Here is a 26,092-nt window from a genome sequence, read left to right as displayed (position 1 = left end):
AGAAAAAAGATGCCGCATGTCTAACAGCTGATAGAGCAAGGGCGCTCGCAATCGGCCTGCCGAGTACATACAAAAGCCCACGCAGCGAGGAGGGCAGGGTTTCCCAAATTAACCCTTGATAGTTTGTCTTATAGCAGCCACCCACTTGGGCTCTAAAGCTTTATCGGGATCACACTCAATATAGGCTTGGGCAAATTTGACTTTGTTATTGCCTACATCAAAAAAATCGTCCATCAATTGCTTTTTCTGTTTTGGACCAAGATTCAAATAGTCATACAAATTATTTGACCCTTTTGTTACGGATGCCGCTTTAACAATTTCTTGTAGAACTGAGAAGTTTTCCATCTCCTTGTGGTGCTCAGGGGATGAAAGTAGCACTTTGAGGACTTCCTCGCGCAAAGCAAATTCAATTTCGGTTGGAAAGCTATGCTGGCTATCCGCATCAAGAGCCAATACTTCCAATTTGCTCTCGTCACGCACCAAGCGTTTGAAGAAAAGATTTTTTGAGTCTTTCTTAAGTTCCACATGTTCCTTCTGGGCATCCGTATCTACGATACATAGAGCTTTGCCCTTAAAGCCTGCTTCTTTATCGCTTAATGGCGCTGACAGATAGTCGTAAACGCGGCGAACCTGTTTAAAACCACCGAGAGGAACAATCCGCAAATTATTGCTCTCTACTAGGGCGGACAAATAGTGGGTCAGGTAAATTTTGTCAGACAAGCCCTCACAGAATATCCAGTTATATGGTTTGTCGCGAAGCATGCTAACAACCACTGACTGAATCATGTCTTGATAGCTTTTTAGCTCAACCTCTTTCGGGTACTTTCCGTGGGATTTTGTATAATTTTGATTAATGTATTCTCTAAAATTCTCCAGGTTAAATGAGAAAAATTCAATTGAGCTTGCACCTCGGGATAAGGAGTGCGCCACCCCCGATCGAATTACCGGGAGAAAACCATACCAGTGAGTATTAATTAGCACTTGGGGCGCAGGGGTGCACAGAGTTGGTATTCTGGCTATTTTTTCGAACTGGTCATGGCAAGCGGCAACGTGCATTGATGCATCAGGCTCGTCGATTGCCAAAATGACTTGATATTCCTTTAGCTTTGATCGAGAAATCAATGCGTAAGAAAGGTCGATCAAGGCCTGCCTCTTTTCCCCAGAGCTCAGATCCTTTATGGTTGTCTCCTTTCCTCCGTTCTTCTTGTGTAAGACCTTTATCCCAAAATAAGCAGAAAAAATCCTCTCGATGAGATCGTTTGCCGTTAGCTGATCTTTACGCTTTCCTTTGTAAACATATTGATCGAGTGTTTGGTTTATTTGATCTATAAATTCTTTGAGCTTCCTATTAATTTCGTCAATGCTATTTTTGCTAATGGATTCTTGGATTTTCTTTTTAATATCCTCATCCAGCAACTTCCTGATGTACATTGACTCCATTCTACTAAAGTTCAACGAATCAGCCTCGGCTGGAAGATATATATAGCGGTAATGAGACTTCACCTTTTTTAGAAGCTCTGGAAGTTCTTCGTACTCAATATCCGCGTGCCCCTCAAAAACCCTCTTAATATCATTCCCGAAGAATGGAATTTCTATTTCGTTCGTTTGGTGAGTGTTTCCAAGCAGGAATAAATAGTGCGATTCTTTGTCGTAGCCTAACGCGGTTGCTGCGGCTATGCTTTCGATCACAGATTTAACAAACGGGTTGTAAGGAGTGCCAGAAAAATCCCAAAAAAATGCACTAATTAAACCGGCTAGTCTTTTTTCTTTCTTTGTCAAAGAAATGTCACCCACTGGGACCAAAAACAAAGGCGAAACAAACGCCGAATCATCGGAGCCCTTCTTTGATTCGTTGTTGGCTATCCATTCACCACCATTAAAAAATCGATCTAACGCTTCGAAAATGGAGGTCTTCCCAATTCCGTTGGGCCCAAGATAAGCGGTGAAACTAGCGCCTGAAGAAATAGGTATAAATTGGACATTCTTATAAACCTTGTAGTTCTTCAAACCCATACCGAGGAGCATATATTTTCCTTAAATATCTTCTGCGTTAGCTAAATTGTTTTGCAAAAACCCCATCACCACTAATTCCCAAAAACAATTGCTGTGTCGCCCTAGTAGCCGCCACATAAAACACCCGCGCCGCTTCCTTCTCATCCTCTCCAGGCCCAGGCATATGCCCCACGCCGGGTAGTGCCACCACGGGAAACTCCAGCCCTTTACTGACCTTCATGGTCATCACCTGAATAGCGTCTGCGCCGGGCCGGTATTCACCACTCTTCTTGCGCACGCGGTGCGGCAGCTTGCGCTGGGCCAGGGCGCTGGCGCACAGGTCCATGGTTTTCCAGTCCGCGCACAGCACGGCCATGTCGCCCCAGGCAAAGCCTTCCTTGTGGGCGCTGGCCAGGTGGTCGGCAATGGCAAAGGCTTCGTCGCGCATGGTGGGCAGTTTGATGATGACGGGGGCTTGCCCCTCGCGCCCGCAGCTCACGGGTTTGAGCAGCGGAATGCCGTCGTCGTCTTTGTCGTCTGCCGTCAGCAGGTCTGCGGCGACCAGGCTGGCGGTGTGAAGAATCTGCCGCGTGTTGCGGTAGTTGATCTTGAGGATGGTGGTGCGCCCCTGCGCCTGGATGCCCACGCTTTTGAAGCTGAACTGTTTGCTGCGTGCGCGTTCGTAAATGCTTTGCGCGTCGTCATACAGCACCAGCAGGCTGTTGGTGGCGGGATCCACCATTTGGGTGAGGAGCTTGAGCCATTCGGGCGCGAAGTCGTGGCCCTCGTCGATCATCACCGCCTGGTATTGGCCGCCGGGGATTTGGCTGCGCTCCACGGCGCGGATGACGTTGCCGACCAAGCCTTCGTAAAAGCCGCCGCCTTGGGGTGGCAGGGCCTGCCCGTAGGTGGTGAGCTGGCGGTGGCACCAGCTGTGAAAGTGCCGCACATGCACGCGGTCGCTCAGGCCCTTGGCGTCCATCACACTGGCCAATTTCACGCCCAGGGGCTCGTTAAAGCAGAGGATGAGGATGGGTTTGCTGGCCGGCGTCTGCGCCTTGGCCAGGTATTCGGCGCGGTAGCCAAGAATCATCGTCTTGCCCGAGCCCGCCACGCCGTGGATGACGCGGTGCCCGTCGCCAAGGCTGCGCGCCAGCTGCTCTTGCTGGAGGTCCATCACGCGCATGATGCTGGGCAGTTCGGCGGCGTTTTCGCCGTCGGCCCGTGCATCGGTGGCGTCGCCAAACAGCGCGCCCTGCACGGCCACGCGCACCTCGGGGAACAGGTTCCAGCGCACGCGGTCGAGCTGGGGCAGGGACAGCGCGCCGCCAAAGGCGTGGGGGAACATGGCCCACAGCCGCTCCTGAAAGGCTTCGGCGTCCGCGTCTTCGTACATCTCGTCCTGGCAGATGGCGCGGTGCGGCTCGATCGCCTCGCCCAGCCCCGCTGCGTCGAATTGTTTGCGCGTGATGCGCGTGAACACCACGCCGTGGCCCCAGGGAAAGGCGAGCTTGCCTTGGTGCCGGCCTTCGGCCTGCACCAGTTGCGGGTCGCGCTCAAGCGCGTTGACGACTTCGATGGCGCAGTGGCGGGCCTGCGCCAGCGGGTTCATCACCGTCTTGGGTTGGCCGTCCGGCGCAATTTCAAAGTACTGGCGCGTGGCCCTGCGGATGGTGTCGAGCCGCCAGTCCTTAGTTTCCAGGATCAGCGCACCGCGCCGCGGGTGCAGCACGACGAAGTCGGGATGGGTCTGCTTGGGGCCGACGGGCACGTCGTACCACAGCAGGTAGTCGCCTTCGAGTTTTTGCTCCAGCCGCTCGGCCAGCCGGCGCTCGCCAGCGGTCATGCGCCCCGCGCAGCTGCCGAGCGCGGGTATCAACGTTGCCATGTCTCCGCCACCCTCCGCTTGTATCAATCTGTGTCGCCCTTATAGCCCATGGGGCTGAAGCGAAGCTGACCCGTGCGGGACGCGCGGGCGCGCAGGGGGCGCGCGGGGGGCGGGGCGCGGCGGAAAAGGGGCGCGCGCTCAGTGCGTTGGCGGCACGGCCTGCAGGTCGGGGAAGCCGGCCACGACCTCTTGCACGTCGGCGGGGAAGTCTTCCATTTCCTGCACGCGGCGCACCTCGATGACTTCGTTGCCCGAGGCGGGGCAGCGCCGAGCCCAGGCGATGGCTTCGTCCTGCGAGGCCACGTCGATCATCCAGAAGCCGCCCAGCGCCTCGCGGGTTTCGGGGAAGGGGCCGTGGCGCACCTGGGCCTGGCCGCCGGCAAACGACACGCGCGCGCCGGTGGCGGGCGGGTGCAGGCCTTCTAGCGAGAGCAGCACGCCGGCTTTCTGCAGCTCGGCGTTGTAGGCCATCATGGCCGCGACGTGCTCGGCGCTGGGCATCTGGCCCGGCGCGGCGGACTCGTAGCCGCCCGGAATCATCAGCATCATGAAGCGCATGGGGTGCCTCCGGTGGTGCGATACGGCTCAGGCTTTCTCAGGCAGCGGCACGATGACCATCCACGGCACGCCGAAGCGGTCGGTCATCATGCCGAACGAAGAGGCGAAGAACGTGCCGCCAAACGGCATCTGCACAGAGCCGCCCTCGGTCAGGGCCTTGAACAGGCGCTCGGCCTCGACGTCGGTGGCCGGAGAGAGCGAGAGCGCAAAGCCCTTGAATGCGCCTTCGCCCGGCGCCACGCCGTCAGAGGCCATGATCTGCACCTCGCCGATCTGCAGGTTGGCGTGCATGATTTTGTCGCCGGGCGGGGGCGTGCAGCCGGGGGCCGACGCGTTGGCGGGCGCGTCCTTGAAGCGCATCAGCGTAGTGACTTTGGCGCCCAGGGCGCTGCGGTAGAAGTTGAGCGCCTCTTCGCAGCGGCCGTCAAAAAACAGGTAGGGCTGGATTTGCATGGCGGGTCTCCGGTGGTGGATGGGACAAGGCACCAGGCGCGCGCAGCGCGCCGGGGTGCGGGCGAAGAAGCCACGGTGGAACGCCATGGCGGACGCCGTAGGAAACCATAGCCAAGAAATCGCGTCTGTCCAGCCCCAGAACGCCTGGATACCTGCGACACGGCGAAGAAGGGCGTTTTCCCACGCGCGTCTGGCGCCCGTCCGCACGCCCCGGGGCCGCTGCCGAGGCCGCAGGCCACGCAGATCGGGCGGCGCCAGAATATAAGGAAAAAAGGCCCCTAGCCCTTACCAGGAAAGCGCTGAAAGCTATCAAGTTTGATGTTGCGCGCCGGCTCAGCCCTTGACCAGCCCGCCGTCCACGATCAGGTTCTGCCCGGTCACGGCGCGCGCCCAGGGCGAGAGGAAGAACAGCACGGCGTCGGCGAACTCGGCCGGTGTCGTCACGCGTCGCAGCGGGGTCAGGCTGGCGATGAGGTCGAACACCGCCTCGGGCGTGGCGGCGCTGGCATCGGTGGTGCGCAGCAGGCCGCCCGAGACCATGTTGACCGTGATGCCGTCGGGGCCCAGGTCGTTGGCCGCCGTGCGCGTGAGCGACAGGAGCGCGGCCTTGGCGGCGGTGTAGTCGTGGTAAGGCACGACGGGGTTCTGGAACAGGTTGGTGCCCACGTTCACGATGCGGCCAAAGCCCTGCGCGCGCATCGCGGGCAGCGCGGCCTGCAGGGTGTTGAGCGCGCCCTTCACGGCGCCTTCGATCTGCTGGTGGAAGCGCTGCCACGCGATGTCGCCGATCTGCGGGCGCGCGTCGCCGTCGAACTGAAAACCGATCAGCGCGTTGTTCACCACACTGCTGATGGGCTGGCCGGCGCGCTCGTGCGCGGCGGCAAACAGCCGTTGCACGGCGGCGGTGTCGGTCACGTCGGCCTGCAGCGCGATGGCGCGCGGGCCCAGCTCTTCGGCCAGGGCCCCGGCCGCTTTGTCGCTGCGGTGGTAGTTGATGACCACGCCGGCACCTTCGCGCGCCAGGGCGCGCGTGATGGCCTGGCCCAGGCCGCGTGCGCCGCCGGTCACGAGCACCCATTGTTCGGATAACAGCATTGCATTGCCCTCCTGTAGAAATTGCTGGACTGCCAGCTGGTGACACGAAATGCGCACCGCCCCGGAAGCGTTGTGCCACACCAGGGCGGCGCCAGAAAAGCCTCAGTCCACCGAGGCGCCCGACGCCTTCACGGCGGCGCCCCATTGGCGCACTTCGCTGGCGATGAAGCGGTCGAACTCGGGGCCGGTGGTGGGCGCCGGCTCCGAACCCCGTTCGCGAATGAAGCGCGCCAGCGGCTCGCTGCGCAGCAGCTCCACCACCTCGCGGTTCAGGCGCTGGGTGATCTCGGGCGGCGTGCCTTTGGGCGCCATCAGGCCCAGCCAGCCGACCGCCTCGAAGTCCTTGAGGGCCGGGATGCCGCTTTCGCGCATGGTGGGCACATCGGGCAGCTGCGAGGAACGCTGCGCCGACGTGACGGCCAGCGGGATCGCGCGCTTGGACTGGATGTGGGGCATCGCCGCGGTGACCGAGTCCACCATCAGTGGCACCTGCCCGCCCAGGAAGTCGGCCTGCGCGGGGCCGCTGCCGCGGTACGGAATGTGCGTGATGAACACGCCCGCGCGCGCCTTCATCATCTCGCCCGACAGGTGCTGCGTGCCGCCGATGCCCGCACTGGCGTAGTTGAGCTGCCCGGGCGCGGCCTTGGCCTGGGCCACCAGTTCCTTCATGGTGGTGATGCCCGAGCCGGGCGTGGCCAGGAAAATGAGCGGCACCTTGGCGATCAGCGAGATGCCGACGAGGTCCTTGGTGGGGTCGAACCCGACCTTCTTGTACAGCGTCTGGTTCACGGCCATCGCGCTGCCGGCGACGAGCAGCGTGTAGCCGTCGGGCGTGGCGCGCACGACGAACTCGCTGCCGATGTTGCTGCCGGCGCCGGCCTTGTTTTCGACCACCACGGGCTGGCCCAGGCGCTGGCCCAGCTGGTCGGCGAGCGCGCGCGCAAAGATGTCGGTGGCCTGGCCCGCCGGGAAGGGCACGATGAGCTTGATCGGTTTGTCGGGCCACGCCGCGTGGGCGGTCGTGGCCACGCCCAGGGCCAGGCAGACGGCGGTGGTCAGCAGGAGGCGGCGAGGGTGCATGGTGTGGATTCTCCAGAAAAGGTCATGAAAAAAGGGGGCGGTCGCAGCGCCCGGCAGGCCGGGCCGTGGCGGCGCCGCCCGGGCGCACAGCGGTGTGTGGCGGCCGCTATGCTAAGCGCTGGGGCGGGCAGATTTCTGCAGCGCCCCCAAGTGGGTCATCCGCACCTCACGCAGCGGCCGGCCGGGGCTCCAGGTACAGCGCCGCCAGGCGCTGCTGCGCGGCGGCGTTGACGCCCAGCACGCGCTCCAGATAGGGCTGGATGCCGCCGTGCTCGGCTTCGACGCCGTGCAGCGCGGCCTCCAGAAAGTCTTCCTGCACGCGCCAGAGCACCTGCAGCACGTCGTCGGGTGCGGCGCTGGCCACGCCCGCGGGCCGGCGGTAGAGCGCGTTGGTGAGCAGGTAGTCCTGCATGACCACGGCGCGCGGCACGCCCAGCGCCAGCAGGATGAGCGCGGCGGCAAAGCCGGTGCGGTCCTTGCCCGCGGTGCAGTGGAAGACCAGCGGCGCGTCGCTGTCGAGCAGCAGTTCGAACAGCTGCGCAAAGCGCGGCGCGTTGTCGTGCACGAAGCCGCGGTAGGTGTCCTGCATCAGGCCCACCGCGTCCTGCGCGGTGAGCTGGTGGCCCGACTTCAGCAGCTGCTGCGTGCGCTGCACCACGGTGGGCTCGATGGTGAGGTGGTGCTGCGCGACGCCGGGCAGCGCGTAGGCAAAGGCGCTGCGCTCGGACTCGCCGCGAAAGTCGGCGGTGCGGGCAATGCCGAGTTCGCGCAGCACCTGCAGATCGGCCGGGCTGAGCGCGGCCAAATGGTCGGCGCGGAACAACCGGCGCCACCTGAGCGTGCGCCCGCCATGCCCGGCGTAGCCGCCGAGGTCGCGGAAATTACTGGCGCCGGCCAGGGCGATGGAGCGCGCCGGCACAGGGGTGGTGGAAGGAGAAACGGCACGGGGGTGCAGGGACATGGCAACAACCTCGGTCAACGGTCAGGGGATCACGCAGAGGGTAGCGCGCCCGCAGCGCTCCGCCCTGCCGGTTGCGGGCCCGGGCTGCGGCGGCCCGCAGAGGCAGCCGGCGCCCCGGGCCGGGTCTCAGGGCTTGGGCTGGGCCGCCCAGGCATTGCGCGCCGCCACCGCCAGGTCGGGGTAGTTGGCGAACATGCCGTCCATGCCCATGGCCAGGTAACTCTGGAACTCGGCCGCGGCAAGTGCGGCATCGGGCTTGTTGAAGGTCCAGCCGTGCACCCGCATTCCGGCAGCATGCGCCTGGTCGATAAAGGCCTGGGTGACCGGGTAGGCCTTGTTGCCGACGGAGACACCCACGCCCGCGCTGAAGGTGGCCACCTCGGGCAGCGTCAGAAGCCTCCACCCGTCGGGGCCCCGCACGCGCATGCGCACCCCGCCGTCTTCGGCCACGGCGGCGTAGCCCAACTGCACCAGCGGGTAGGCCAGGCCCTGCGCCTGCTGCTTGGCGCGCAGGCTGCGCAGCGTGGCGTCGCTGAACGACTGGATGAACAGCTTGCTGCCGGCGCGGTAGCCATTGGCCTGCAGTGCCTGAAGGATGCCGTCCTCCATGTCCGGGTCGGCCTGCTTGGCCTCGGGGTAGATGCCCACCTCGCGCCCGGTGGCCGCACTTTGCGCCCTGGCCAGATCGATGACCTCCTGGAACGTGGGCACCGCCAGCGGTTGCGCGGCCGTGGGCACAAACCCCGCGTGCGCCGTCCCGGCCGTGGGGCCGAAGGGCTGTACGGTGAGCCTCTTGATCTCGGCGAGCGTGAAGTCGGCCACCTTGTAGGCGCCGCCGCGCTGCGCGAAAACGCTGGCGACGTTGGTGGTGCGCTGCAAGCTGTCGTCGTGCATGGCGACCAGTTGACCGTCGCGGGTGAGCTGCAGGTCGGGCTCGATGAAATCGCTGCCCATGCGCACCGCCAGCTCGTAGCCGGCCAGCGTGTGCTCGGGCAGGTAGCCGCTGGCGCCGCGGTGCGCTATCACCTGCGGCTTCGCGGCGCTGCCGGCTGGGCCGGTGCCAAGGCTGCTGCAGCCCACGGTGACCAGGGTGCACACGCACAGCGCCGCGAGCAGGGAGGGTTTGAACATCGCAGAGGGCCTTTCATGAAGACGGACAAGGACGCTGCCACAGCATGGCAGTGAGACACACCGAGCGCGCAGCGTGGCAACTGTAGGAGGCCCGTGTGACAGCAGGGATGCCCAACTGCCCGCGGCGCTGTGGCCACGCCTTCAATCCGGCGCCGCAGCTGCGGCAGATGCAGCCATGGCATAGCCCAGCTGCGCCACGAAGCTGCTGGGCCGCGCGGCGTGCGCCAGCAGCGTGAGCTGGCGGCGCGCGCGCGTCATGCCGACGTACAGCGTGTTGCGCTCTTCTTCGGCGCTGGCGTGCGGCACCGGAAAGATGCCGCGCTCCAGGTACGGGATCACCACCTGCTCGAACTCCAGCCCCTTGACGTGCGCGATGCTGGCCAGCACCAGGCTGGCCGCGCTGCGCAGCGCGCCCTGGCGCTGCTCGGTCTGGTTCAGGTGCAGGAAGTAGTCGCGCGCCGAGGCAAAGGCGCGCGCGGCCGCGCACAGGCCGGCGAGGTTGTCCTGCGCCTCCTGGCGGCGCTGGCGCGAGACCAGGGCGCCGTGGATGAGCGCGTCGATCTCGAGCGCACCGAGCACGCGCTGCAGCATGTCGGGCGCAGACGGCTCCTGGGCCACGGCCACGGCGGCGCACAGGCGCCGGCGCGTGGCGGGCTCGACGTTGGGCAGGATCTGGTTCTGGAAGAAGTGCTGCAGGAACAGTGGGTTGTCGGTGACGCTGCGGATCGCATCGGCCAGCAGGTCCTGCTGCGACTCGTGCTCGCGCCCGGCCACCGTGATGCGCGCGCCGCAGAAGAACACCAGCGCGTGCATCAGCGCCTCGCGCGTGCGCGGCTCGGCCACGCTCTCGAAGTTGTCGGTGGCCACGGCCAGCAGGCCGCGCACCAGCAGCACCTCGGGGCGCAGCAGGTAGCTGCCCATGCCGCTGAGCGTGTAGGGCACGCCCGCCGCGATCAGCGCGTTCTCGATGCCCACCGACTGGTGCGCGTGGCGCAGCAGCACGGCGCACTGGTCCATGCGCGCGCGCGGCGTGGCGCGCCAGCGGGCTACTTCGGCCAGCACCAGGTCCACGCACTGCGCGCCGTCGCCGTAGGACAGCAGCGCCACGCCGGTGTCGTGCGCGGCGGCGCTGTCGTAGGCCTTGTCGGCCAGGCGCGCGACCTTGGCGGCCAAGCGCTTGCCAAAGCGGTGGCTGGGCGTGAGCGGCAGACGCACTACGGGGCGGCCGGTGGCCTCGGTGATGGCGCCGGCCATGAAGATGGCGTCGGCACCGCCGGCGCTGTGGATGACCTGGTCGCGGTCGCCGACGCCGCAGAACAGGCTGAAGGTGGAGTTGAGCAGCGCCGCCAGCACGGTGAAGGCGGCCTGGTTCATGTCGTGCATTTCGTCCACGCACAGGGCGCGCACGCCGAGCGGCCAGTGCCGGTAATCGGCGGGCGCGGCGCCGTGGTGCAGCGCGCGCGCCAGGTCGTAGGTGGCGTCGTGCGTGCCGCGGAACAGCGCCCCGTCGCCCCATTCGTTCTGGCGCAGGCGCTCGTAGGCGAGGAACACCTTGAGCAGTGTGTAGTCCACGCCCAGCGCGTCGGCGTAGTCGGGCGAGACGGACTGCTCTTCGCGCGCGCGCTCGTCGCCCAGCGTGCCCTTAAGCCGGTCGGCCACGGCCAGGAATTCCTCGACAAAACCGCTGTCGCCCTGCGCGGGCAGTTGCAGGGCATCGCGCCAGCGCTCGTCCTCGGCCTGCTCCACGTGCTGCACGGCCTGCCAGACATGGGGGCGCAGCTGCTCGGGCGTGGCGAGCACGGGCACGGGGCGCGCGCTGGCGTCGGCCAGCAGGGCGGTGCAAAACTGCTCGAAGGTGGCGATGCGCATGCGCTGGCGCACCGCGGGCGGCACGCCGATCTTGTGCAGCGCGTCGCGCAGCGCCTGGCAGGCGGTATCGGTGTGCATGAGGACGAGGAACGCGTCGGGCGCGGTGCCACGCTGCCAGCTCTCGGCCATGCGCAGCGCCAGCGTGGTGGTCTTGGCGGCCCCCGCATTGGCCTCGATCACCAGCGTGCGCGCAGCGGCCGTCTGCACGGCGCGCTGCTCGGGCGTGGGCACGAAGGCCCGGGTCTGGAACAAAGGCTCGGTGCTCACACATCCACTCCCACAAGGCCCGCGGCGGGCGGGCTCCGCCAGGCCATCACCCCAGGTGCTGGCCCAGGATGCCCGCCAGCTCGAACATGCCGGCCTGGTCCTTGCCGAACACGGCGCGCAGCTTGTCGTCGGCCACGATGGTGCGCTTGTCCTTGGGATCCTGCAGGTTGTGGGCCTTGATGTACGCCCAGATCTTCTTGACCGCCTCGGGCCGCGCCACGGGCTCGGCACCGATCACGGCGGCGAGCTGCGGGCTCGGCGCCTTGCCAGCGGCGGGCTTGCGCGGGGCCTTGGCGGTGGCGGCCTTGGGCGTTTTGGCGGCGGCTTTCTTCGCGGCCGCAGGTTTTGCGGCTTTTTTGGCTGCAGCGCTTACAGGGCGTGCGCTGGCAGCTCCTGTTTTTGCAGCGGCAGCGGGCGTCTTGCGCGGCGGGAACTTGCTCGGTGCGAACTCGAAGTTGACCTTGCCGGCCTCCTTGTCCCAGGCCAGGTGCGCCTTGAACGCGCGGCGCGTGCGCATGCTCACGAACTTATCGAGCAGGTCGGTCTTGCCGGTCTCGAGCAGCTTGGCCATCTGCGCGCGCTCCACGGGCTGCTGCAGGATGACCTTGCCGGTCTTGAACGTGCAGCTGGGCGTGGGCTGCGCGGCCGTGGGCACGGCCTTGCTGCAGACGTAGTTGCTGCCGTGCTCGTGCACGGGCGCGCCGCAGACCGGGCAGGGGCCGAGGCTTTCGTCGGCAAACTCGACCAGCTCGCCCGACTCTTCGGCCTTCTTGTCGTCGCCGAAGTCGAATTCGAGCTTGTAGTTGTGCGCCTCGTCGTCGTACTTGAGCACGATCTCGGATGTGAACGGCCAGCCGGCCTTGGAGCGGAAGCCCTCGAGCGGCCCGATCTTGCGCGTGGCCAGCAGCTGCTCGGCCTCCTGCGGCTCGAAGGTGCGCCCGGCCGGCGACTTGCCGAACGAGAAGCCGCAGCCCTCGGCGCCCGGCTTGCCCACGCAGGCGTAGCGGCGGTAGTTTTCCTTGACCACGCCGCCGCAGTTCGGGCACGGGGCCGAGAGCTGGGCGTAGTCGCCGGGGATGGTGTCGCGGTCGTATTCCTTGGCCTGCCGGACCATGCGCTCGGTCATCGCGGCGATCTCGGCCATGAAGGTGGCGCGGCTGAGCTGCCCCTTTTCCATCTGCGCGAGCTTGTATTCCCACTCGCCGGTCAGGTCGGCGCGCGAGAGCTCCTTCACGCCGAGGCCGCGCAGCAGCGTCATGAGCTGGAAGGCCTTGGCCGTCGGGATGATTTCGCGGCCTTCGCGCAGCATGTACTTTTCGGCCAGCAGGCCTTCGATGGTGGCGGCGCGCGTGGCGGGCGTGCCCAAGCCCTTTTCCTGCATGGCCTCGCGCATGCTTTCGTCTTCGACCTGCTTGCCGGCGCTCTCCATGGCGCCCAGCAGCGTGGCTTCGGAGTAGCGCGCGGGCGGCTTGGTCTTGAGCGCCTTGGGGTCGACTTGGCTTGCCAGCGGCTTCTCGCCCGGCTGCACCGGCACCAGGTTCTGGCCCTTGTCGCCTTCCTTGGCGTCAGGCACCTCGGCGGCAGCCTCCTTGCCGTAGATCGCCAGCCAGCCCGGCTTGACCAGCACCTTGCCTTCGGTCTTGAAGTGGTGCGCTTTGCCGGCCTGCTCGACCTTGCTGATCCGGGTGGTGACCAGGTACTCGGCGCTTGGGAAAAACACCGCCATGAAGCGGCGCACCACCAGGTCGTAGAGCTTCTGCTCGGCCTCGGACAGGCCACTGGGCGCCTGCAGCGTCGGGATGATGGCAAAGTGGTCGCTGACCTTGGCGTTGTCGAAGATGCGTTTGCTCGGGCGCACGTAGCCGCCCTCGAGCGCCGTGCGCGCGTGCGGCGCCAGGTGCGCCATGCCGCTGGTGGCGAGCATCTCGAAGGTCTGCCGCGCCACGGGCACGTAGTCTTCGGGCAGGGCGCGCGAGTCGGTCCGCGGGTAGGTCAGGGCCTTGTGGCGCTCGTAGAGGCTTTGCGCCAGCGCCAGCGTGGTCTTGGCCGAGAAGCCGAACTTGCCGTTGGCCTCGCGCTGCAGGCTGGTCAGGTCGAACAGCTGGCCGGGCGCCTGGGTGGTGGGCCGGCTTTCCTCGGTCACGCTGGCGGGCTGGCCGCGCGCGGCGTCGGCGATGGCCTGCGCTTCATGGGCGGCCCAGACGCGGTCGGCGCGCAGCTCGGCATCGTCGCTGTTCTTCTTCCACTGCGGGTCGAACCACTTGGCCGGGTAGCTGCCAGCCTGGGCGGCAAAACTGGCGTGGATTTCCCAGTAGTCGCGGCTCACGAACTTGCGGATCTTCTCCTCGCGCTCGACCACCAGCGACAGCGTGGGCGTCTGCACCCGGCCGACGGTGGTCAGAAAGAAGCCGCCGCCCTGCGAGTTGAAAGCCGTCATGGCGCGCGTGCCGTTGATGCCGACCAGCCAGTCGGCCTCGGAGCGGCTGCGCGCGGCGTCGGCGAGGCCCGCCATCTGCTCGTTGCTGCGCAGCTTCTCGAAGCCCTCGCGGATGGCCTGCGGCGTCATCGACTGCAGCCACAGGCGCTGCACCGGCTTGCCCAGCGGCTTGGCGCCGCCGGCGTACTGCTCGATCAACCGGAAGATCAGCTCGCCCTCGCGCCCCGCGTCGCAGGCGTTGATGAGTGCCGTCACGTCCTTGCGCTTGGCCTGCTTGACCACGGCGTTGAGGCGCGTCTTGGTCTTGTCGACGGGCTTGAGGTCGAAGTGCGGCGGGATCACCGGCAGGTGGGCAAAGCTCCACTTGCCGCGTTTCACGTCGAATTCCTCGGGCGCCTGGATCTCGACGAGGTGGCCGACGGCGCTGGTGACGACGTAGTGCTCGTTCTCGAAATGGTCGTCGTGCTTGTCGAACTTGCCCGCGACGGGCGTGAGGGCGCGCACGATGTCTTGCGCGACCGAGGGTTTTTCTGCAATTACCAGTGTCTTGGTCATGTTGGGTCTCGCCATGCTGGCCGTGTCCCGGAGAGACGCTCCGGGCGCTTCTACAATCTGGACTCCACGCGCGTGCACGCGCACGCACCTGTGTGCTCATTTAAGTTAACAGAGTTTTGCCATGCCCCGCACCGCCCTCCCCGCCTTCGCAGGCCGCCGCATCCAGACCCGCCGTTCGGGCGTGCATGGCAAGGGCGTGTTCGCGGTGCAGGATATCGCCGAGGGCGAGGTGCTGATCGAATACACCGGCGAGGTCATCGGCTGGCAGGAGGCGCAGGACCGCCACCCGCACGACCCGCTCAACCCCAACCACACGTTCTACTTCCATGTCGATGAAGACCGCGTGATCGACGCCAACGTGGGCGGCAACTCCTCGCGCTGGATCAACCACTCGTGCGACCCGAACTGCTTTGCCGACGAGCGGGACGGCCGCATCTTCATCACCGCGCTGCGCAACATTGCGGCCGGCGAAGAACTGAACTACGACTACGGCCTGATCCTCGAGGAGCGCTACACCGCGAAGCTCAAGGCCGAGTACCCGTGCTGGTGCGGCAGCCAGAACTGCCGTGGCACCTTGCTCGCGCCCAAGCGCGGCCCGGCCGCGCCGGCCCCGCTGGGCAAGGCCAAGAAAGCAAAGCGCACCGCATGACCACGCCGATGCGCTGGCCCGCCGAGGCCATCTGGGAGGCCGTGGCACCGCGGCTGCCGGGTTTCACCGTCGAGGTGCTGCCCTGCATCGACTCGACCAACAGCGAACTCATGCGCCGCGCGCGCGCCGGCCGCTGCGAGCCCGTGCTGCTGGTGGCCGAGCAGCAGACGGCCGGGCGCGGGCGCCTGGGCCGGGCCTGGCACACGGCGCCGGGCGATGCGCTGACGTTTTCGCTGGGCCTGCCGCTGGCGCCGGCGGACTGGTCGGGCCTGTCGCTGGCCGTGGGCGTGAGCGTGGCCGAGAGCCTGCAGCCTGCGCTGCCGCCGGCGGGCAGCGCCACGCCGCGCATCGCGCTGAAGTGGCCCAACGACCTGTGGCTGGGCGGCGCCGGCGGCGACCGCAAGCTCGGCGGCATCCTGGTGGAAACCGCCAGCTTCGTGGCGCCGCAGGAGGCGCCCGGCGGCCGCGCCACCGTCAGTGCGGCCCTGCGCTATGTCGTCGTGGGCGTGGGGCTGAACCTGCTGCCGCGCGAGGGCGCCGGCATGTCGCTGCCGCCGGGCTGCCTGCAGGAGGTCGATGCGCAGATCGATGCGCCCGCCGCCCTGCTGCGCGTGGTGGCGCCGCTGGTGGCGATGCTGCAGTCGTTCGAGGCGTACGGCTTTGCCCCCGTGCAGGCGCGTTTTGCCCAGCGCGACGCGCTGCTGGGCCGCGCCGTGGTGCTCAGCGACGGCAGCCGGGGCATGGCCCACGGCGTGGCCGAAGACGGCGCCCTGCTGGTGCACAGCGCGCTGGGCATGCAGGCCGTGACCAGCGGCGACATCAGCGTGCGGCCGGCCAGCGCCGCGCACACCCTGCCGGGCTGACGCATGCTGCGCGCCCTGGTGCTTATCCTGCTGCTGGCCAATGCCGGCTACTTCGCCTGGGCGCAGGGCCTGATGGGCGCCTGGGGCTGGGCGCCGGCGCAGACGTCCGAGCCGCAGCGCTTGGCGCAGCAGATCGCCCCCGAGGCGCTGCGCATCGTGCCCCCCAAGGCCGACGCGCCGGCCCCGGCGCCAGCGTCCGATCCGGCGGGCGAGGCACCGCTGGCGTCTGCCGCGCCGGCCGAGCGCGGCGCGTGCCTGCAGGCCGGGGGGCTCGACGCGGCCGAGGCGCAGGCTTGGCGCAGCGCCGCGGCGGCCCTGCCGCCCGACAGCTGGAACCTCGAGCGCAGCACCACCGCCGGGCGCTGGATGGTCTACATGGGCCGTTTTGCCGATGCCGAGGCGCTGGCCAAGAAGCGCACCGAACTGCGCGCCCGCGGCGTGGCGTTCGACCGGCCCGGCAACGCGGCGCTGGAGCCCGGCCTGTCGCTGGGGCGCTTCGCGTCCGAAGATGCCGCGCAGCGCGCCCTGGCCACGCTGGCGGCCCAGGGGGTGCGCAGCGCGCGCGTGGTGGTCGAACGCGCGGAGGCCGAGAGCTTCACGCTGCGCCTGCCGCTGGTCGATGCCGCCCTGCGCGCGCAGCTCGAGGCGCTGCGCCCGGCGCTGGCGGACAAGCCGCTGCGCCCCTGCTTCTGAACGCGGCGGCGCTCTAGGCGTCGGCGTTGGCCGGCAGGCGCACCGTGAAGCGGGCGCCCGGCGGGTGGTGGTCCGGGTGGGCCGCCTCCACCATCACCTCGGCGCCGTGCTGACGCGCGATTTCCAGCACGATGGGCAGGCCCAGGCCCGAGCCGTCGGCCTCGCTGCCGAGCGCGCGGTAGAACGGCTGGAAGATCAGTTCGCGCTCGGCCTCGGGCACGCCGGGGCCCGAGTCCTCCACCTGCAGCAGCAGCACATGGCCAAACGGGTCGGCCAGCACGCGCGCCGTGACCACGCCGGGCTTGTCGGCGGCCGAGGGCGTGTAGTTGATCGCGTTGTCGAGCAGGTTGCGCACCAGCTCCTTGAGCAGCGTGGGGTTGCCGTCCACCCACACGCCGGGGTCGCCGGGCTGGGCGCCGTCATAGCCCAGGTCGATGTGCTTTTCGAGCGCGCGCGGCACCGAGTCGCGCACCACGTCCATGGTCAGGCGCGCCAGGTCGCAGGGGAGGCGCGCCTTCTGCGTGTTGCTGCCCTCGGCGCGCGCCAGCGCCAGCAGCTGGTTGACGGTGTGCGTGGCGCGGATGCTGGCGCGCCCGATCTGCTGCAGCGAGCGCTTGAGCTCCTCGGTGCTCGTGCCCTCGCGCTGCGCCAGGTCGGCCTGCATGCGCAGGCCCGCCAGCGGGGTCTTGAGCTGGTGCGCGGCGTCGGCCAGGAAGCGCTTTTGCGTCGCCATCGAGTCGCTCAGCCGCGTCAGCAGGTCGTTCACCGAGGCCACGAGCGGCGCCACTTCGAGCGGCACGGTCTTGTTGTCGAGCGGGCTCAGGTCGTCGGGGCTGCGTGCGCGGATGCGCGCTTCGAGCTGGTTGAGCGGCTGGATGCCGCGCGCCAGCGCCAGCCACACCAGCAGCACGGCCAGCGGCAGGATGACGAACTGCGGCACCATCACGCCCTTGATGATCTCGGTGGCCAGCACGCTGCGCTTCTCGCGCGTCTCGGCCACCTGCACCAGCCCCAACGGCTGCCCCTTGCCGGGCAGGCGCACCCAGATGTAGGCCATGCGGATGGCGATGCCGCGCAGCTCGGCATCGCGCAGCCGCACCTCGCCGACCACGGGCGTTTCATCCTCCGCCGGGCCGGGCAGCTCGCGCTCGCCCGAGAGCAGCCGCCCGCCCGGCCCCTTGACCTGGTAGTAGACGGTGTCGGAGTCGTCGGCGCGCAGGATCTCGCTGGCCGGCTGGGGCAGGTTGAAGCGCGCCTCGTCGCCCTGCACGGTGATGAGCTGGGCCAGGGCATGGGCGTTGTATTCGAGCGCGCGGTCGAAGGGCTTGTTGGCGATGCCCTGCGCCACCAGCCAGGTCAGCGCCAGGCTCACCGGCCATAGCAGCAGCAGCGGGGTCAGCATCCAGTCGAGGATCTCGCCGAACAGGGAGCGCTGCTCGCGCTGGAAGATCTTCAAGGTCGCCTTAGGGGTAAAAAGTGCCTCAAACGCTTTCTGGATAAGCGCCAATAGCTATTGAATAAATAGCATGGCGCGGACCTAGCCGGAAATCTTTTCCAGGCAATAGCCCAGGCCGCGCACCGTGGCGATGCGGATCGGCCCTTTCTCGATCTTCTTGCGCAGGCGGTGAATGTAGACCTCGATGGCGTTGTTGCTGACCTCCTCGCCCCACTCGCACAGGCGCTCGACCAGCTGGTCCTTGCTGACCAGGCGGCCGGCGCGCTGCAGCAGCACCTCGAGCAGGCCCAGCTCGCGCGCCGACAGCTCGACCATCTTGCCGTCGATGGTGGCCACGCGCCCGGCCTGGTCGTAGACCAGCGGGCCGTGCTTGATGGTGGCGCTGGTCACGCCCATGCCGCGGCGCGTGAGCGCGCGCACGCGCGCTTCGAGCTCCTGCAGCGAGAACGGCTTGGCCATGTAGTCGTCGGCGCCGAAGTCCAGGCCCTTGACGCGCTCGTCCACGCTGTCGGCCGCGGTGAGAATCAGCACCGGCAGGGCCGAGCCGCGGCTGCGCAGCTTTTTGAGCACTTCGAGCCCGTGCATCTTGGGCAGGCCCAGGTCGAGGATCAGCAGGTCGAACTCGTTGTTCGTCATCAGCGCGGCGTCGGCTTCGCTGCCGTTGGCCACGTGGTCCACCACGGCGCCCGAGCTGCGCAGGGTGCGCAGCAGTCCGTCGGCCAGCACCTGGTCGTCTTCGGCGATGAGGATGCGCATTCGGGTGTCTCCTGTGGTCCGGCCGCGGCATGGCGCCGCAGCGGTTTTCCACGGATTCTAGGCGGCAGCGCGCGCCGCGCCCGCGCTTTCAGCGCGGGTCGTGCGCCAGGAGCTTGTGGACCAGCGCCTGCAGGTCGGTGCGCAGGCGGTCAAAGCCCTCGGGGTGGAGTTCGAGCGTCTGCTCGTCCATGTAGAGCTTGCGGTTGATCTCGATCTGGACGCTGTGGCGGTGGCGCGCCGGGTCGCCATAGCGCCGCACCAGCTCCACGCCCTTGTAGGGGTAGTTGTATTCAACGCTGTAGCCGCAGTCGCGCAGGTGCGCGCAGATCAGCTGCGACAGCGCCGGGTCGGCGGTGCTGCCCTCGCGGTCGCCAACCACGAAGTCGGCGTGCACCAGGCCCGGGTGCAGCGTGGCGTGGCTGGCGGCCACGGCGGGCATCGAGTGGCAGTTGATGTGGATGCTGTAGCCGTGGCGCGCGTGCGCGGCCTCGATCGCCTGCTGCACGGCGGCATGGTAGGGCTGCCAGCAGCGCGCGATGCGCGCACGCACCTCGTCCACCGAGAGCAGGCGGTCGTAGATGGGCACGCCCTCGTCGGTGAACTTCCAGATCAGGCCCTTGCCTAGGCGCACCTTTTGCAGCACCAGCTCGTCGGTGGTGACGGGATCGGTCCATGCGCCGTCGAACATGCCGGTGTCCACCTCGGTGGTGTCGCGGTTGGCGTCGAGGTAGATGCGCGGGAAATGCGCCTCGATCCAGTCCACGCCCAGCGCGGGCGCAAACGCATAGATCTTTTCGACGTGCGTGTCCTCGGCGCGGCGCAGCGTGGCCAGGTCGCAGGCGGCGCCAAAGTCGCTCGGGTAATGGGTGCCGCTATGCGGCGAGTCCAGCACCAGCGGCGTGCTGCCAGCGATGCGCGTCACCATGGGCGGGGGCCGGCAGGCCGCGCCGGCCTCTCCGGACGCGCCCGGCTGGGCGTTCTGGAAACGGTGGTTCATCAACTTCAGTGCTGCGTGCATAGGGGTCTTCAGGTGGCAGGGGAAATGCTCCCACGTCTGCGCGGTCTGCGCCAGCCCCGGCCGGCCCCTGCGGGACGCGGCCGGCGCCAGGGCATGCTGCCCGCGCCAGGGGGAGCGGGGTGGGGCTTAGTCCATCTTCACGTGGGCGAAGGCAGCCACGCGTTTCATCTTTTCTATTTCGCGCACGATCTGCGCGCTGAACTCCTTGGGCGTGGAGCCCGAGGGGTACAGGCCCTGGCCCGCCAGGCGCTGGCGCACCGCGGGCTCCTTGAGCGCCTGGGCCACAGCCTGCTGCATGCGCTCGACCAAGGCGGCGGGCGTGCCGGCCGGGGCCACCATGCCGAACCACGACGGGTCGTTGTTGACCGCATAGCCGAGCTCGCCATAGGTGGGCACCGCGGGCAGAACGTCCAGGCGCTCGTGCCAGGACACGGCCAGCGCCTTGAGCTTGCCGGCCTGGATGTGCGGCAGCGACGAAGCCACCTGGTCAAAGTACACCGGCACCTGGCCGCCAAGCACGTCGTTGATGGCCGGGCCGGCGCCGCGGTAGGGGATGTGGACCATCGAGGTGCCCGTGCTGCTCTTGAACAGCTCGCCCCACATGTGGCCGATGGTGCCGTTGCCCGGCGTGGCGTACGACACCTTGCCGGGGTTGGCCTTGAGGTACTTGACCAGCTCGGCAAAGCTGTTGACCGGCAAGACGTTGGGGTTGACGACGATCACGCCGGGTGCCTTGACGATTTCCGTCACGCCGACAAAGTCCTTGACCGGGTCGTAGGGCAGCTTGGCATAGACCGCGGGGTTGACGCCGTGCGTGGACAGCGTCGCAATGCCGAAAGTGAGGCCGTCGGGCGTGGCGCGGGCCACTTCCGTGGTGCCGATCGAGCCGCCGGCGCCGGCGCGGTTTTCCAGCACCACCGGCTGCTTGAGGATGCGCGCGAGCGCCTCTTGCAGGCTGCGCGCCGTGATGTCGGTTGCGCCCCCCGGCGGAAACGGAATGACGATGCGCAGGGGTTTGCCTTCCTGGGCAAAAGACATTCCAGGAATGAAAGATGCGGCGGCGAGCGAGGCCAACAATTGACGGCGTTGCATGGATGGATCTCCTTTGATTCCAACAAAGAGTAGCGCAACAGCGGCAGAATCCAAAGCAACGCCTGCGCCTGATAACATTCCGTTTGAGAATGTTGAAAGAGGTTTCTACCATGTCCCTGCGCCGCCTGGCCCCGCCGCTGCACCTGCTGCGTTCGTTCTCCACCGTGGCGCGCTTTGGCGGCGTCACGCGCGCGGCCGAGGCCTTGCACCTGACGCAAAGCGCCGTCAGCAAGCAGGTCAAGGAGCTCGAGAGTTGGGTGGGCGTGCCGCTGTTCGAGCGCAGCCGCAAGCGCCTGGCGCTCACGCCCGCCGGCGCGCAGTACGAAAAGGCCGTGCGCGCCGTGCTCGCGCAGCTCGAGGCCGCCACGCTCGACCTCATCACCAGCGACGACGGCGGCGGCGCCCTGCACCTGTCGAGCCTGCCGACCTTCGGCGCCAAGTGGCTGATCCCGCGCCTGCCGCAGTTCCAGCTGCAGCACCCACAGATCACACTGCATTTCGTGCCGTATGTGCACGGCTACGACTTCGAACGCCCCGAGCTCGACTGCTCCATCCTGTTCGGCGACGGCCATTGGCCCGGCGCCCATGCCCACTATCTGGCCGGCAATGACGTGGCGCTGATCGCGCCGCGCACGCGCGTGGCCGACTGGCCGATCGCCGAGCCACAGGACGTGGCCGGCTACCCGCTGCTGCGCCATGTCACGGTGCCCGACGCCTGGCTGCGCTGGGGCGACACGCACGGCATGGACGGGCTGCAGCCCTGGGCCGGCACGCAATTCGACCAGTTCCAGACCATGATCCGCGCCGTGATGGCGGGCATGGGCCTGGCCCTGGTGCCGCGCTGCCTGGTGCAGGACGAAATCAGCGCCGGCCTGGTGCGCGAGCCGCTGCCCGGCGGCGGCTACCGCAGCCGCCTGGGCTACTGGTTCTGCTACCCCGAGGGGCGCAACCGACTGCACACGCTCGACAGCTTCCGCACCTGGCTGCTGGCCAATGCCGAGCCGGCCGAGCCGGCCCCCGCCGATCAGGGCGGCGCGCCGCCGGCATAGGCCTCCAGCCCGATCGCGACCACGGCGGCCACCTCGTCGCCCACTTCGGCGCGGAACTCGGCCTCGGCCTGCGCCACCGCACTGCGGAAGGCCTGCAGCCAGGCCAGGCCCGTGGGCGTGAAGCACACGCGGCGCGCGCGCGCGTCGTAGGGGTCGACCGTGCGCGTGACCAGGCCCCAGGCGATGCATTGGTCCACCAGCGCGGCCATGGCCTGCTTGGTCATGCCGGCGCGCTGCGCCAGGTCGGTCAGGCGGTCGCCCGCGAGCGAGAGGTGGCGCGTGATGTGCACATGGGCGGCGCTGACCTGATCGCGCGCGGCGAGGTTCGACAGCGCCAGCGGTACCTCGACGTCGTGCGCCATCAGCTGCAGCACGCGCGCATCGAAGCGGCGCAGCGCGTCGCCCATCAGGCGCCCCAGGTGGGTCAGCCGCCAGCCCTCTTCAGGGGCGGAAAAAACGGGCATCGAGATCCTCCATGCAGCGCCGAAAAAGACAGTCAAACTGACTAAATTATGGGTTTGAAGTTTTTGACAACGCCCATAAACTACTGTTCAAGCATCCAGTCAGGCATCCAAGGCAGCTGGGTTCTCTGTTTTTACCCTGTTGATTTTCAAGGAGTTTTTCATGAACGCACCCATCAGCCGCAGCATGCCCGCCGACGGTGAAAAAACCAAGGCCCTGGCGGCCGCGCTCGCGCAAATCGAAAAGCAGTTTGGCAAGGGCACCATCATGCGCCTGGGCGAAGGCGAGGTGATCGAGGACATCCAGGTGGTCTCGACCGGCTCGCTCGGCCTTGACGTGGCGCTCGGCGTTGGCGGCCTGCCGCGCGGCCGCGTCGTGGAAATCTACGGCCCGGAATCGTCGGGCAAGACCACGCTGACGCTGCAGGTCATCGCCGAAATGCAGAAACAGGGCGGCCAGTGCGCCTTCGTCGACGCCGAGCACGCGCTCGACATCCAGTACGCGCAAAAGCTCGGCGTGAACCTGCAGGACCTGCTGATCTCGCAGCCCGACACCGGCGAGCAGGCGCTCGAGATCGTCGACAGCCTGGTGCGCTCGGGCGCCGTGGACCTGATCGTCATCGACTCGGTCGCGGCACTCACGCCCAAGGCCGAAATCGAGGGCGACATGGGCGACAGCCTGCCCGGCCTGCAGGCGCGCCTGATGAGCCAGGCGCTGCGCAAGCTGACCTCGACCATCAAGAAGACCAACTGCATGGTCATCTTCATCAACCAGATCCGCATGAAGATCGGCGTGATGTTCGGCTCGCCCGAAACCACCACCGGCGGCAATGCGCTCAAGTTCTACGCCTCGGTGCGCCTCGATATCCGCCGCATCGGCTCGATCAAGAAGGGCGAGGAAGTGGTGGGCAACGAGACGCGCGTCAAGGTGGTCAAGAACAAGGTCTCGCCGCCGTTCAAGACGGCCGAGTTCGACATCCTGTTCGGCGAGGGCATCTCGCGCGAGGGCGAGATCATCGACATGGGCGTGGTCGCACGCATCGTCGAGAAGTCGGGCGCCTGGTACGCCTACAACGGCGAGAAGATCGGCCAGGGCCGCGACAACGCGCGCGAGTTCCTGCGCGAGAACCCGCAGCTGGCGCACGAGATCGAGAACAAGGTGCGCGAAGGCCTGGGCATTGCGCTCCTGCCGGCCGCGCTGCCGGTGGCCGCCGCCCCCGAAGCGGTGATCGACAGCGACAGCGACGCGGCCGATGGCGTGGTGGCAGCGCCCGCACCGCGCGCCCGAAAATCCGAGCAGAAAGTCGACTAAACGTAGACAGGGCAATCGTCTATAGCTATATTAAAAATAGCAACCAGGCGCTTACCCCACCGCATGCGGTCGCCCCCTTCTCCCCCCTCCCTCAAGGGCCGCGCGCTGCGCTACCTGGCAGCGCGCGAGCATTCGCGCGCCGAGCTCGGCCGCAAGCTGGCGCGCCACGAAGAAGAACCCGGCCAGATCGAGCGCGTGCTCGACGACCTGCAGGCCAAGGGTTTCATCAGCGAGGCGCGCGTGGTCGCGTCCGTCGTGAACCGCCGCGCCGCCAGCCTGGGCGCGGCGCGGGTGCGCCAGGAACTGCAGGCCAAGGGCATCGACCCGGCGCTGGTGCGCGAGGCCGTGGCACAGCTCAAGGACTCGGAGCTCGAGCGCGCGCGCAGCGTCTGGGACAAGCGTTTTGGCGCTGCGCCGGCCGACGCCAAGGCGTGGGCGCGCCAGGTGCGCTTTCTGACCGCCCGCGGTTTTGCCGCCGACGTCGTGCGGCGCGTGGTGCCTGTGGCACCGCGCTGACGCGCCGGCCCGGGCCGCGCGCCCATGCGGCGGCCCCATCAACCGTGCAGGCACCCGGCAGGCTGGCCGACGCGTTTGGCCCTGCCCCGGCTTGCCCGATCAGCGGTCACAGCCCCAGAGTGGGAGCCCGCAGTGGCGCCGGCTTCAGGCAAACCGAATTGGTGCAGTGATCGCAACGAAATGCATGGCCCGACCAAGCCGGGCGCAGGGCCCCGGCACCCAAAGAAACCGACTCAGCGCGCCGGAGTCTGTGGACCGTTGGAGCCTTCAGGGGCGTGGCCCGCATCGGCCGGCCCCACCGGCGCGCCCGCGCTGGTGCTTGCCGGGGCGGCGCCAGCGCCCGCCGCGCCGGTCGCCGTGGCGTCGGAAGCCGGTGTGCCGCCGCCGGACCCCGCTGCGGCCTCCGTACGGGCACCGGCCGCGGCATCGGAGGCCGCGGGTGCAGGCGTCATGCCGGCAGGGGCGCTGGTGCTCGGGGCGCTCGGGGTGGGCGCGGCAGGGGCCGCGCTGCGCTGCGCGTCCGCAAAGCCGCTGCGCAGCTCGTGCGACACCACCAGGTTGAAGCCGATGGCCGTCAGCAGGCACAGCGTGACCGCGCCGGCCGCCAGCAGCACCAGCCCGCGCGTTTCACGCCGCGCCGTGCCGGGCGGCGCCCCGGCGTGGCTGCCGGGGTGCGGGACAGCTCGGTCCGCACCGGGGGCCGGCGCGGCAGGTCGGGAAGGGAGCGGCGTGCTCATGACTCATTGCCTTGCGTAGCCGCAGCGCTGGCCCACCGCAGCGTGGCTTTGAAGAAGAGCCGGCGGCTGTGCGCCACAGGGCGCCTGCCCAGAAGCCCCCAGAAGGAGGAAAAGAAGTGCATACCCGCCTCCGCGAGGAGAACCGAATGCCTGCATCGTAGGCACTCCCCAGGTCGCCGCGCTGTCGGACGGCACCGCATATGGCGGGCCTGGCCGCAAGGGTGCACCGCGACGCGCCGCTCCGGCTTTCGGCCGGCGCGTTACCGCCTTACAGCCCCAACATCAACTGCAGGTTCTGCACCGCGGCGCCGCTGGCGCCCTTGCCCAGGTTGTCCAGCCGCGCGATCAGCACGGCCTGGCGGTGCTCCTCGTTCGCAAACACGCGCAACTCCAGCTGGTTGGTATTGGCCAAGGTGTCGGCGGCCAGCTTCAGGTCGTCCGTGGGAGGCAGCACCCTGACCCATTGCGCGGGCGTGTTGGTGCGCGCGTAATGCGCGGCCAGAGCGTCGTGCAGGTCGGTGGCGGTCGGAGCGCCGGGCAGCACGTCCAGGTGCAGCGGCAGTTGCACCAGCATGCCTTGCGCGAAGTTGCCCACGGCGGGAATGAAGATGGGGCGCCGCACCATGCCCGTGTAGTGCAGGATTTCAGGGATGTGCTTGTGCGCCAGGCCCAGCGCGTAGGCCTCGTAAGGCGGTGCCTTGCCAGCCTCGTAGGCTTCGATCATCGGGCGCCCACCGCCCGAATAGCCGCTCACCGAGGGCAGCGCGACCGGAAAGTCGCGCGGCACCAGCCCCGCATCGACCAGCGGGCGCAGCAGCGCGATCGCACCCGTGGCATAGCAGCCGGGGTTGGCGACGCGGCGGGCGCTGCGAACGGCGTCGGCCTGGCCGGCGCACAGTTCAGGAAAGCCAAACACCCAGCCCGGCGCCGTGCGATGCGCGGTGCTGGCGTCGATCACCTTGATCTGGCGGCCGCTGGTTTGTTCGATCTCATCGACCAGGGCCACGGTCTCGCGCGCGGCATCGTCGTGCAGGCACAGCACGACCAGGTCCACGCCGGCGATCAGGGCGCGCTTGGCGGCGGGGTCTTTGCGCTGTTCGGGGGCGATGCTGACCAGCTCGACGGCGGGCATGGCCTGCAGGCGCTCACGGATCTGCAGGCCCGTGGTACCGGCTTCGCCGTCGATGAAAACTGTGGACATGGA

Annotated in this window: 23 protein-coding genes; 6 read left to right on the top strand and 17 right to left on the bottom strand. The window is 67.5% G+C overall.

Annotation, left to right across the window (positions count from 1 at the left end):
* Positions 1 to 108: 108 nt before the first annotated feature.
* From B2J86_RS09375 to B2J86_RS09330, 10 genes are all read right to left on the bottom strand, one after another.
* On the bottom strand, positions 109 to 2,025 hold the full coding sequence (locus B2J86_RS09375; RefSeq protein ID WP_173025347.1) for an AAA family ATPase: 1,917 nt from the start codon (positions 2,023 to 2,025) through the stop codon (positions 109 to 111).
* Positions 2,026 to 2,050: 25 nt separating this feature from the next.
* Entirely contained in the window at positions 2,051 to 3,880 is a 1,830-nt protein-coding gene (locus B2J86_RS09370; protein ID WP_173025346.1) for a DEAD/DEAH box helicase, read from the bottom strand.
* Positions 3,881 to 4,018: 138 nt separating this feature from the next.
* Complete coding sequence (locus B2J86_RS09365; protein ID WP_173025345.1) at positions 4,019 to 4,438, bottom strand: YciI family protein; 420 nt, start codon at positions 4,436 to 4,438, stop codon at positions 4,019 to 4,021.
* Between the two features lie 27 nt (positions 4,439 to 4,465).
* The gene (locus tag B2J86_RS09360) at positions 4,466 to 4,891 is read right to left on the bottom strand and encodes a VOC family protein (protein WP_173025344.1); all 426 of its coding nucleotides are present in this window, start codon (positions 4,889 to 4,891) and stop codon (positions 4,466 to 4,468) included.
* 333 nt (positions 4,892 to 5,224) lie between these two features.
* Entirely contained in the window at positions 5,225 to 5,986 is a 762-nt protein-coding gene (locus B2J86_RS09355; RefSeq protein ID WP_173025343.1) for a 3-oxoacyl-ACP reductase, read from the bottom strand.
* A gap of 102 nt (positions 5,987 to 6,088) precedes the next feature.
* On the bottom strand, positions 6,089 to 7,066 hold the full coding sequence (locus tag B2J86_RS09350) for a tripartite tricarboxylate transporter substrate binding protein (RefSeq protein ID WP_169170245.1): 978 nt from the start codon (positions 7,064 to 7,066) through the stop codon (positions 6,089 to 6,091).
* Positions 7,067 to 7,232: 166 nt separating this feature from the next.
* The gene (locus tag B2J86_RS09345) at positions 7,233 to 8,027 is read right to left on the bottom strand and encodes a tyrosine-protein phosphatase (RefSeq protein WP_173025342.1); all 795 of its coding nucleotides are present in this window, start codon (positions 8,025 to 8,027) and stop codon (positions 7,233 to 7,235) included.
* A gap of 126 nt (positions 8,028 to 8,153) precedes the next feature.
* Positions 8,154 to 9,158 (bottom strand): glycerophosphodiester phosphodiesterase family protein, encoded by a 1,005-nt coding sequence (locus tag B2J86_RS09340; RefSeq protein ID WP_169636209.1) that lies wholly within the window; start codon positions 9,156 to 9,158, stop codon positions 8,154 to 8,156.
* Positions 9,159 to 9,299: 141 nt separating this feature from the next.
* Entirely contained in the window at positions 9,300 to 11,294 is a 1,995-nt protein-coding gene (locus B2J86_RS09335; RefSeq protein ID WP_173025341.1) for an ATP-dependent helicase, read from the bottom strand.
* A 46-nt stretch (positions 11,295 to 11,340) separates the two neighbouring features.
* Entirely contained in the window at positions 11,341 to 14,286 is a 2,946-nt protein-coding gene (locus B2J86_RS09330; RefSeq protein WP_173025340.1) for a DNA topoisomerase III, read from the bottom strand.
* A 121-nt stretch (positions 14,287 to 14,407) separates the two neighbouring features.
* Here B2J86_RS09330 and B2J86_RS09325 point away from each other — a divergent pair, with 121 nt between their 5' ends.
* From B2J86_RS09325 to B2J86_RS09315, 3 genes are read left to right on the top strand one after another with little or no spacing between them, the layout of a single operon-like run.
* The gene (locus tag B2J86_RS09325; RefSeq protein WP_169636983.1) at positions 14,408 to 14,935 is read left to right on the top strand and encodes an SET domain-containing protein; all 528 of its coding nucleotides are present in this window, start codon (positions 14,408 to 14,410) and stop codon (positions 14,933 to 14,935) included.
* A complete protein-coding gene (locus tag B2J86_RS09320) occupies positions 14,932 to 15,798 on the top strand; it encodes a biotin--[acetyl-CoA-carboxylase] ligase (RefSeq protein WP_169170252.1) in 867 nt (288 codons plus the stop codon). Before B2J86_RS09325 ends, B2J86_RS09320 begins: the two co-directional genes overlap by 4 nt.
* Positions 15,799 to 15,801: 3 nt before the next feature.
* Positions 15,802 to 16,491, top strand: a complete 690-nt coding sequence (locus B2J86_RS09315) for an SPOR domain-containing protein (protein WP_169170253.1) — start codon at positions 15,802 to 15,804, stop codon at positions 16,489 to 16,491.
* Between the two features lie 13 nt (positions 16,492 to 16,504).
* On the opposite strand, the gene B2J86_RS09310 is transcribed toward B2J86_RS09315, so the two are convergent.
* The 4 genes from B2J86_RS09310 to B2J86_RS09295 all read right to left on the bottom strand — a co-directional run bounded on the left by B2J86_RS09310 (position 16,505) and on the right by B2J86_RS09295 (position 20,813).
* A complete protein-coding gene (locus B2J86_RS09310) occupies positions 16,505 to 17,947 on the bottom strand; it encodes a sensor histidine kinase (RefSeq protein ID WP_169170254.1) in 1,443 nt (480 codons plus the stop codon).
* Positions 17,948 to 18,028: 81 nt separating this feature from the next.
* A complete protein-coding gene (locus B2J86_RS09305; protein ID WP_169170255.1) occupies positions 18,029 to 18,703 on the bottom strand; it encodes a response regulator transcription factor in 675 nt (224 codons plus the stop codon).
* Positions 18,704 to 18,791: 88 nt separating this feature from the next.
* Positions 18,792 to 19,721, bottom strand: a complete 930-nt coding sequence (locus B2J86_RS09300; RefSeq protein WP_169170256.1) for an N-formylglutamate amidohydrolase — start codon at positions 19,719 to 19,721, stop codon at positions 18,792 to 18,794.
* A gap of 126 nt (positions 19,722 to 19,847) precedes the next feature.
* Entirely contained in the window at positions 19,848 to 20,813 is a 966-nt protein-coding gene (locus B2J86_RS09295; RefSeq protein ID WP_169170257.1) for a tripartite tricarboxylate transporter substrate binding protein BugE, read from the bottom strand.
* 110 nt (positions 20,814 to 20,923) lie between these two features.
* On the opposite strand from B2J86_RS09295, the gene B2J86_RS09290 reads away from it, so the two are divergent.
* Positions 20,924 to 21,862: a LysR substrate-binding domain-containing protein gene (locus tag B2J86_RS09290; protein ID WP_169170258.1), complete on the top strand. Its 939-nt coding sequence runs from the start codon at positions 20,924 to 20,926 to the stop codon at positions 21,860 to 21,862.
* Here the strand turns inward: B2J86_RS09290 and B2J86_RS09285 are convergent.
* A complete protein-coding gene (locus B2J86_RS09285) occupies positions 21,838 to 22,326 on the bottom strand; it encodes a MarR family winged helix-turn-helix transcriptional regulator (RefSeq protein WP_173025339.1) in 489 nt (162 codons plus the stop codon). The two genes, B2J86_RS09290 and B2J86_RS09285, sit on opposite strands and share 25 nt — an antisense overlap.
* Before the next feature lie 160 nt (positions 22,327 to 22,486).
* Here B2J86_RS09285 and recA point away from each other — a divergent pair, with 160 nt between their 5' ends.
* Together recA and recX are read left to right on the top strand one after the other, a co-directional pair.
* The gene (gene recA, locus B2J86_RS09280) at positions 22,487 to 23,635 is read left to right on the top strand and encodes a recombinase RecA (RefSeq protein WP_169636980.1); all 1,149 of its coding nucleotides are present in this window, start codon (positions 22,487 to 22,489) and stop codon (positions 23,633 to 23,635) included.
* Between the two features lie 63 nt (positions 23,636 to 23,698).
* The gene (gene recX / locus B2J86_RS09275; RefSeq protein ID WP_169636978.1) at positions 23,699 to 24,151 is read left to right on the top strand and encodes a recombination regulator RecX; all 453 of its coding nucleotides are present in this window, start codon (positions 23,699 to 23,701) and stop codon (positions 24,149 to 24,151) included.
* Between the two features lie 233 nt (positions 24,152 to 24,384).
* Here the strand turns inward: recX and B2J86_RS09270 are convergent, their stop codons facing one another.
* The gene (locus tag B2J86_RS09270; RefSeq protein WP_173025338.1) at positions 24,385 to 24,888 is read right to left on the bottom strand and encodes a hypothetical protein; all 504 of its coding nucleotides are present in this window, start codon (positions 24,886 to 24,888) and stop codon (positions 24,385 to 24,387) included.
* 268 nt (positions 24,889 to 25,156) lie between these two features.
* Positions 25,157 to 26,089, bottom strand: a complete 933-nt coding sequence (gene argC / locus B2J86_RS09265) for an N-acetyl-gamma-glutamyl-phosphate reductase (protein WP_173025337.1) — start codon at positions 26,087 to 26,089, stop codon at positions 25,157 to 25,159.
* Positions 26,090 to 26,092 lie beyond the last annotated feature (3 nt).

It is taken from the genome of Acidovorax sp. SRB_14, from assembly GCF_012932145.1.
Lineage (GTDB): Bacteria > Pseudomonadota > Gammaproteobacteria > Burkholderiales > Burkholderiaceae_C > Simplicispira.
Note: the sequence above shows the minus strand (reverse complement) of the source record. Positions and strands in the feature narration are given on the sequence as shown.

What these genes read in the sequence shown, in the direction of transcription:
- B2J86_RS09300 (WP_169170256.1), bottom strand. Translation starts at nt 19,721, where the DNA reads ATGCACGCAGCACTGAAGTTGATGAACCACCGTTTCCAGAACGCCCAG.
- B2J86_RS09320 (WP_169170252.1), top strand. Translation starts at nt 14,932, where the DNA reads ATGACCACGCCGATGCGCTGGCCCGCCGAGGCCATCTGGGAGGCCGTG.
- recX (WP_169636978.1), top strand. Translation starts at nt 23,699, where the DNA reads ATGCGGTCGCCCCCTTCTCCCCCCTCCCTCAAGGGCCGCGCGCTGCGC.
- B2J86_RS09290 (WP_169170258.1), top strand. Translation starts at nt 20,924, where the DNA reads ATGTCCCTGCGCCGCCTGGCCCCGCCGCTGCACCTGCTGCGTTCGTTC.
- B2J86_RS09325 (WP_169636983.1), top strand. Translation starts at nt 14,408, where the DNA reads ATGCCCCGCACCGCCCTCCCCGCCTTCGCAGGCCGCCGCATCCAGACC.
- B2J86_RS09345 (WP_173025342.1), bottom strand. Translation starts at nt 8,027, where the DNA reads ATGTCCCTGCACCCCCGTGCCGTTTCTCCTTCCACCACCCCTGTGCCG.
- B2J86_RS09315 (WP_169170253.1), top strand. Translation starts at nt 15,802, where the DNA reads ATGCTGCGCGCCCTGGTGCTTATCCTGCTGCTGGCCAATGCCGGCTAC.
- B2J86_RS09270 (WP_173025338.1), bottom strand. Translation starts at nt 24,888, where the DNA reads ATGAGCACGCCGCTCCCTTCCCGACCTGCCGCGCCGGCCCCCGGTGCG.
- argC (WP_173025337.1), bottom strand. Translation starts at nt 26,089, where the DNA reads ATGTCCACAGTTTTCATCGACGGCGAAGCCGGTACCACGGGCCTGCAG.
- B2J86_RS09305 (WP_169170255.1), bottom strand. Translation starts at nt 18,703, where the DNA reads ATGCGCATCCTCATCGCCGAAGACGACCAGGTGCTGGCCGACGGACTG.
- B2J86_RS09355 (WP_173025343.1), bottom strand. Translation starts at nt 5,986, where the DNA reads ATGCTGTTATCCGAACAATGGGTGCTCGTGACCGGCGGCGCACGCGGC.
- B2J86_RS09360 (WP_173025344.1), bottom strand. Translation starts at nt 4,891, where the DNA reads ATGCAAATCCAGCCCTACCTGTTTTTTGACGGCCGCTGCGAAGAGGCG.
- B2J86_RS09375 (WP_173025347.1), bottom strand. Translation starts at nt 2,025, where the DNA reads ATGCTCCTCGGTATGGGTTTGAAGAACTACAAGGTTTATAAGAATGTC.
- B2J86_RS09365 (WP_173025345.1), bottom strand. Translation starts at nt 4,438, where the DNA reads ATGCGCTTCATGATGCTGATGATTCCGGGCGGCTACGAGTCCGCCGCG.
- B2J86_RS09350 (WP_169170245.1), bottom strand. Translation starts at nt 7,066, where the DNA reads ATGCACCCTCGCCGCCTCCTGCTGACCACCGCCGTCTGCCTGGCCCTG.
- recA (WP_169636980.1), top strand. Translation starts at nt 22,487, where the DNA reads ATGAACGCACCCATCAGCCGCAGCATGCCCGCCGACGGTGAAAAAACC.
- B2J86_RS09340 (WP_169636209.1), bottom strand. Translation starts at nt 9,158, where the DNA reads ATGTTCAAACCCTCCCTGCTCGCGGCGCTGTGCGTGTGCACCCTGGTC.
- B2J86_RS09295 (WP_169170257.1), bottom strand. Translation starts at nt 20,813, where the DNA reads ATGCAACGCCGTCAATTGTTGGCCTCGCTCGCCGCCGCATCTTTCATT.
- B2J86_RS09370 (WP_173025346.1), bottom strand. Translation starts at nt 3,880, where the DNA reads ATGGCAACGTTGATACCCGCGCTCGGCAGCTGCGCGGGGCGCATGACC.
- B2J86_RS09330 (WP_173025340.1), bottom strand. Translation starts at nt 14,286, where the DNA reads ATGACCAAGACACTGGTAATTGCAGAAAAACCCTCGGTCGCGCAAGAC.
- B2J86_RS09285 (WP_173025339.1), bottom strand. Translation starts at nt 22,326, where the DNA reads ATGCCCGTTTTTTCCGCCCCTGAAGAGGGCTGGCGGCTGACCCACCTG.